Origin of the sequence: uncultured Maricaulis sp., assembly GCF_905480005.1 — a bacterium.
In the GTDB taxonomy this organism is placed as follows: domain Bacteria; phylum Pseudomonadota; class Alphaproteobacteria; order Caulobacterales; family Maricaulaceae; genus Maricaulis.
Window position 1 is genome coordinate 1 of record NZ_CAJQOO010000106.1, and the last position, 6,612, is coordinate 6,612.

Genomic DNA, 6,612 nt, shown 5'->3' on the forward strand with positions numbered 1-6,612 from the left:
ACCCCGCGCCACGGCCTGGGCGGTGTCAGCCTGGGTGGCGACATTTACGCTATCGGAGGCGCGGTCAGAGCCAGTGGCAGGAACACCAGCAATCTTGTCGAGCGCTTGCGCCCGGCTTCCTAGACCGGCTTGGTGATCATCAGCCAGAGAATGGCCAGAAGCGCCGCAAAGGCGGGCCAGCCGAGCACGAACCAGATCCGCATCAAGCGATGGACATCGTCCGGAACGTCAGGCCCGTCAGTCTCGGCGAGGCGGCGCTTGACCCGCATCTGGATCCACACCACCGGCAGCCAGCAGGCACCGATGAAGAGATAGAGTCCGATACTCGCCAGCAGCCAGGGCGAGCTCAGCGGCCATCCGGCTAGGTGCGCCAGCGCCAGCCCGGAAAGCGGCTGCAGGATCACCGCGCTCGCCGTGAAAACCCAGTCGGCCAGCACGACATGGCGCGCAACCAGCGCAAAGCCCGCGCGCTCGCCACTGCGCCAGGCCATCAGCATGAAAAAGGCAATCGCCGCGCCGGAGCCGAACAGGACTGCCGCGCCCAGGATATGGACGAGCCGCAGAACCGGATAGAGCTCCATCAGCGCTCATCCTCTGTGGCCGCGATCATCAGTGCCAGCGCCATCATCGGGAAGACTTTCAGGACCGGGCCGAGCGCGTCGGCCCAGAGATGAGGCAGGGTCAGGCTCAGCGCGGCGATATAGCCGAATGTCCCCAGGATCATGATCGTCGCGACCCAGCGCACCCGCCATTTGGCGAGCATGGCCGTGCCGAGGGCGATATCGAAGAGCGAGCCGAACCACAGGACAGGCGGCTGCGCGGCCTCGGAAAACCCGCCCGCGGTCAGCACCGAATAGGCATGATCCTTGGCGATCGTCAGAGCCAGCACACCGGTCATCAGCCAGTAGAGACCCAGCATCCAGCGCGCCAGCGGCCGGGCGAGGCCAAGCCGGGCATGCCAGCGATCCTGCAGCCCGGCCGGATTGGCCGCGAGCCAGTCATGAAAGCCGCGCGGTTGCGCGCCCGTCGCGGCCAGCCAGTCGGCCGGATCCCCCTCGACATCGAAATCGAGCTGTTTGAGTGCATTGGTCCGCATCGAGGTGCGCACACCCAGCCAGCCCATGACATCCCCCATCCAGAAGGCCGGACGGGCCAGCCAGCGCGGGATGGTGAGGATGCGTGTCTCGCCGAAACCCAGCCAGCGGCGATAGCCCCGCACGGTCTCGGCCAGGCTGACCCGCTCGGGGCCTGCCAGGTCGAAACTCTGCCGGCTCGGTGCGTCGGGCCGAAGCAGGTCGATGATGGCGGCGCACAGATCATCCATGCCGATAGGACGGAAGACCTGCCCCCCGCCGACCAGCGGCGTCACGACGGGAATGCCGCACAGGCTCCGCATCAGCGCCGTGCCGCCATAGACATTGCGGGCGATGACAAGAGAGGGGCGCAGGATCAGCCAGTCGAGGTCGCGCGCTTTCAGCGCCGCCTCCCCGGCCAGCTTGTCCCGGGCATAGTCGGAGTCTGCGGCCTGCGAGACCCCGACGGCGGAGATGTGCAGGACGCGGCGGACACCGGCTCGCTCGCAGGCCTCGAACAAGGCCGCGGCTCCATCGACATGCGCCTTGCGACTGTCATCCCCCAGCCCGTCCTGAAGCACGCCGACGCAATTGATGACGGCGTCCACACCAACAAGGCGCGGCAGCCAGTCCTCTACCGTGTCATGACGAAAGTCGCAGCCAATCCAGTCGGGCCCGGCGAGACGTCGTGCCGCTGCCGCCGGATTGCGAGCCGCCGCGCAAACCTCATGGCCGGCGGCCCGGGCGGAGGCCGCGAGATGGGAGCCGATAAAGCCCGATGCACCGGTGATCAGAACCCGCATTTCACTCCCCTCAAATGCGAACGCGCGGCCAGTCTAGACTGCGCATCCATCAAGGGAAGGCCAAGCCCGGGCACAAGCCCGGTGCCCGCCTTGTCCCGATCTATTCGCTCGCCGTGGCGGCGGCGACGGCGTCCTGCATCATGGTCAGATTGTTTTGCAGATTGGCGGAGATCCGCTGCTGAACGGACGGCCAGCGGCTTTGCACCATCAGCCACTCGTCTCCGGACAGGGTCTGCTCATTGACCGCCGCAAAATAGGCATTGGTTCCGAAGGAACAGGCCCACCAGGGCGAGGCCACGCTGGAAAAGGCGCTGCCGCTGTCGATCACCTGCTCGATGGCCGCAATGGTGAGTTCCGGACGGGAGGCGATGACCTGGACAACTTCCTCGCCGGCATAGGCGGACGCCTCATTGATGACGTCCAGCGCGGTCGAGTCGAGGCAGCGCGCCGCATCATACATGGTCCGCGACCGGCCCAGGAAATAGGCCTGCACAGCGAATGCCGGGTCCGATTCAGCGGTCAACCTCGCCAGCTCGAACAGGAAGAAGGGCGGATTTTCGTCGCGTGACGTCCAGAGCGTCTGCGCCACCTCGATCGTGCGCTCGGGCGGCTGGTCCTGCAGCTGGTTGAGCAGGCCCAACACATCGCCCCAGGCCATCTGGCCGACGACGAAATGCGCCTCGCCCTCATCCTCCCCAAGCGGTACCACCACCAGTTCGGGGGAGCGCTGATTGGAATCCACGGCCACGTCCTGGGCAGACGCGCCGCCGGCGACCAGTCCGGTCGCCAGCAGGCCCGCCATCAGGAGACGGTTCAGGCTAAAACGGTTCTGGGCAATCAACAAAGAAAAAACTCATAAAAAAGCAATAACAACAATTGATTATGCAAAGCCTCTGAATCGCTTTGCAATCATTCTTGCTCCCAGTTCGCCCAAAATCGTTTCAGTGTAACTTTTACCGACGATCAGTGATGCTGTGAAGCGTCTTGCGCTTCGCTGCGTCACTGAGCGTAACCGCCGAAGGCGGATTGTGCGCATCCGGCCGCGCGAGCATGTTCGCGATGATGCCGGCCACGCTTCGATGGCCACAACCGACCGTTATGTGGATTCGCACATAAGGGAGCGGCATGCGTTAGGGAAGAAAAAGCCCGTCCGCGAATAGGGCCAAAATTGGCCGCGACAGAAAATGTCGCCTCCCGTCTATACAAATGATGGCTACACCAGATATGGACAACCCAAGATATATTTTGCTTCTTATGCAGACCAAAATTTTGCCCCCCCCCTCAACACGCCTCCCGCTTGAACTCGCGGCTGAACTGTCTTCGTGTCATTCGTCTTCTCCGGTTCCAAAAACACCCTAACTCGGTGTCCTCAAAACCGGCAGCAGCTCAGACCTTCCCGATGACATCGACGCCCTCAAGGGCGCGGTCGGTATGCTCGAGCGCGAGCTCTATAATCGCGACCTTCTCATCGAGAAGCTCAAGCATCAGCTGGCCGGACTTCGGCGTAACCAGTTCGGCTCCCGCTCGGAACGTCTCGATCAGCTCGAGATGCGGCTGGAGGACGAGGAGATCGCCGAGGCCGCTGAGGCACCAACGGTTGGGACCGAAGTCGAGACGGGGTCGGCGCAGTCGCACGAACCGGCCAAGCCCAGCCGCAAGTCCTTGCCTGATCACCTGCCGCGTCATGACGAGATCCTCTCGCCCGGCGAGGCCTGTCTATCCTGCGGCGGCGGGCTCAAGGTGCTGGGCGAGGATATAACCGAAGAACTGGAATACGTACCGGGGCGCTTTGTTGTGAACCGCATCAAGCGCCCGCGTATGGCGTGCACGTGCTGTGAACGCATGCACCAGGCCCCGCTGCCTTCACGCCCCATCGAGAAGGGCCGTCCCGGACCGGGGCTTCTGGCGCATGTCCTCATCTCCAAGTATGGCGATCACCTGCCGCTTTACCGCCAGAGCCAGATCTATGCCCGCGAAGGCATCGAGCTGGAACGCTCCACCCTGGCCGGATGGGTGGGGCAGTCCGCGCGGCTGCTGGAACCGCTGGCCGAAGCCATCGGACGCCATGTCAGACAGGGGCAGGCCATCTTCGCCGATGATACCCCCATGAAGATGCTCGCTCCGGGCAAGGGGCGAACGGCCACCGCCCGCATGTGGGCGTATGTCCGTGATGAGCACGGCTGGTCGGGCAGTGCCCCGCCCGCTGCACATTATCGCTTCTCGATGGATCGCAAGGGCGAACATCCTGCCGATCATCTGGCCGGCTATCGCGGGTTCATGCATGCCGATGGCTATGCCGGGTTCAACCGGCTCTACGACACCGGCCAGATCACCGAGGTGGCCTGCATGGCCCATATCCGGCGTAAGTTCGTGGATGTGCAAACGGTGTCCGGCTCGGCCATCGCCCAGGAGGCGGTTGAACGCATTGCCCGGCTTTATGCGATCGAAAAGGCGATCCGCGGCAAACCGCCGGACGAACGCGCCGCGGTGCGCCAGGCCCGATCAAGGCCCGTGTTCGAGGACCTCGACGCCTGGCTGCAGACCCAGCTCACCCGGATATCCGGCAAGACGCCTCTTGCCGCAGCAATCCGCTATGGTCTCACGCGCATGAAAAAGCTGGAGACCTGGCTGACGCACGGTGTCACCGAGCTCGATACGGATGTTGCTGAACAGCCCTTTGTTCAGTTTTTTTGCGGTTTTGGCGGTTTCTCCCGCCATGCTTCAACCATCTTTGCATAAGAGGCCTCTGCATTCGCCACCAGCTCCATCTCTCTGTGTCTGAGCTCCTTAATCCAGTAATCCCGGCCAGGTCCTGCTTTTCCATGCGCCTTGGGCGCACCAGCTCTTAGCTCCAGCTTTCTCATCTTCATCGCAACAAAAGCCGGACGCGCCCACTGATAGGGCGCATCCTTGTTCAGAAGGTGCCAGATCAAATTCGCAATCTTACGCGCTGTCGCAACCGCCGCGACGTTAGCTCCCTTACGGTTCTTGATCCGTAAGAAGAAGGCTCGCAAGGGACCGGGAACCGAAGCTGCGCTCCAGGCAGCCTCGATCAACATAGTGCGCGCCGTCGCGTTTCCCTGTTTTGAGATCCGCCCATGGATTGCGCCGCGTTCACCAGATTGACGAATACGCGGTGTCAGGCCGAAGTAGCTGGCGAGTTTCTGCGGTGTTTGAAAACGACTAATATCTCCAATGGAAGCAATGACGGCTGTCGCGATCACCGAACTGATACCTGCTACGCTCATGAGCTTGCGGGCCTGTGGATCATCAAGCGATATCCTGATCAGATCCTTCTCTAGCTTCTCGAGTTTGTGTACCAACCAATCTAGCTCGTCCAAGTGACGACCTAATAGATCGCGCTCTGACTTGGGTAGTGGAACTTTGTCCAGCCATTTGCGACCGCCTTTACCGAAAAGATGCCCCGCATATTTGGGAACAAGATTGGCATGTAAAATTGCCTGAACCCGGCTCTTCACACGTCGGATTGAACGGACAGTCGCATCACGTTCTGACACGAGACGGCGAAGATGTAACGTATCATCATCTGCGGCCCAGACCTCAGGCAAGAAACCAGCCGCATGAAGCTGTGCTAGAATCTTAGCGTCCACTTTGTCGGTCTTCACACGCGCATGGGCGATTGCCTTAACCTGTAGTGGGTTGGCGATGACCACACGATTGACGAAAGGCGTTAACAACCTGACGATAGCTGAGGTATTACCAGTCGCCTCAAGAATTACGTCGTCATCTGACTTAAGGCTTCGCCCAAAAGCCACGACTGCATCGTGCTCCATGTCGATCCGGAAACTGTCTGCTATCTCACCAGCATCCCAAATCGCCACTTGCGCAAAACTTCGATGCACATCCATTCCAATTGATCGCATAGAACCTCCTCTTTGTTGTCAAAAGGAGTGCACGGGCTCGTACGACATCTACGGATACGCGCTCGCGGCGCAGACGGGCTGGTCGCAGGGGCGGCCAGATAACAACACGAGCTCGCAGCTCATTGTCTAGTCGGCCTGCCCGCTTCTTCGCACTCCGACGCCCCGATCCCGCTGAGCCAACTTACCATGACATCTGGAAAGCAGGGGCAAAATCGAAGCGCCAAAGCCAGCATGCCCGATAACAATACCGCGGAGCGCGCCATCCGACCCCTGGCGGTCGGACGAAAGAACTATCTCTTCGTCGGCTCACCCAGCGGCGGTAAGTCCGCGGCGATCGCCTACACCCTCATCGAGACCGCCAAGCTCAACGATGTCGATCCGCAGGCCTGGCTCACAGATGTCCTCGCCAACATCGCCGAAACCAAGATCACCCACCTTGAAGACCTCATGCCCTGGTCTTACGCTCAGTTTCGCTGGTACCAACGGTACCACCCCTTGGTACCGGCGGTACCCATAGTCTTTGCGCGGTACCGATGGTACCGGGCAAGCAATCCATTGATACAGCTTCGAGATTTTCAACGCCGGTACCGACGGTACCGCCCTAAAATGACGCTCAAAAAACCAAGCGCGTTGACAATTGCGCCCTTAAAACAAAGGCTTACCCATCAACCGAAGGGCGATGGCACAGTTGTGCATATTGTGTGACATTTTCCCGCTTATGCGAACGGGAACGCAAACGGCCAGGGTGATACCCGCAGAGCACACTGGAAAGCGGGATTGTCCGGGCCACAAGCGGTCATCAAGCGTTCGGTGGAGAGCGTTCAGCATACCTACTTGCTCAGCAACAGATTT

Annotated in this window: 6 protein-coding genes and 2 pseudogenes; 4 read left to right on the forward strand and 4 right to left on the reverse strand. The window is 61.1% G+C overall.

Annotated elements, in window-relative coordinates; translation table 11 throughout:
• Positions 1-15 precede the first annotated feature (15 nt).
• Complete coding sequence (locus QZ266_RS15325) at positions 16-123, forward strand: hypothetical protein (protein ID WP_367178233.1); 108 nt, start codon at positions 16-18, stop codon at positions 121-123.
• Here the strand turns inward: QZ266_RS15325 and QZ266_RS09570 are convergent.
• The 3 genes from QZ266_RS09570 to QZ266_RS09580 all read right to left on the reverse strand — a co-directional run bounded on the left by QZ266_RS09570 (position 120) and on the right by QZ266_RS09580 (position 2,717).
• On the reverse strand, positions 120-581 hold the full coding sequence (locus QZ266_RS09570; protein WP_295694470.1) for a DUF2269 domain-containing protein: 462 nt from the start codon (positions 579-581) through the stop codon (positions 120-122). The two genes, QZ266_RS15325 and QZ266_RS09570, sit on opposite strands and share 4 nt — an antisense overlap.
• Positions 581-1,876, reverse strand: a complete 1,296-nt coding sequence (locus QZ266_RS09575) for an SDR family oxidoreductase (protein ID WP_295694473.1) — start codon at positions 1,874-1,876, stop codon at positions 581-583. The genes QZ266_RS09570 and QZ266_RS09575 overlap by 1 nt, the downstream gene beginning before the upstream one ends.
• A gap of 100 nt (positions 1,877-1,976) precedes the next feature.
• Positions 1,977-2,717, reverse strand: coding sequence for a hypothetical protein (locus tag QZ266_RS09580; protein WP_295694476.1), 741 nt, complete (start codon positions 2,715-2,717; stop codon positions 1,977-1,979).
• Between the two features lie 187 nt (positions 2,718-2,904).
• Between QZ266_RS09580 and QZ266_RS15330 the strand changes: the two are divergent.
• Positions 2,905-3,036: pseudogene (locus QZ266_RS15330) on the forward strand (site-specific integrase); the annotation flags it as partial.
• Between the two features lie 271 nt (positions 3,037-3,307).
• On the forward strand, positions 3,308-4,615 hold the full coding sequence (locus tag QZ266_RS09585) for an IS66 family transposase (RefSeq protein ID WP_295694478.1): 1,308 nt from the start codon (positions 3,308-3,310) through the stop codon (positions 4,613-4,615).
• Here QZ266_RS09585 and QZ266_RS09590 read toward each other — a convergent pair.
• Positions 4,558-5,745, reverse strand: coding sequence for an IS110 family transposase (locus QZ266_RS09590; RefSeq protein ID WP_295694481.1), 1,188 nt, complete (start codon positions 5,743-5,745; stop codon positions 4,558-4,560). The two genes, QZ266_RS09585 and QZ266_RS09590, sit on opposite strands and share 58 nt — an antisense overlap.
• 255 nt (positions 5,746-6,000) lie before the next feature.
• Between QZ266_RS09590 and QZ266_RS09595 the strand changes: the two are divergent.
• Positions 6,001-6,222: pseudogene (locus QZ266_RS09595) on the forward strand (transposase domain-containing protein); the annotation flags it as partial.
• Positions 6,223-6,612: the final 390 nt, after the last annotated feature.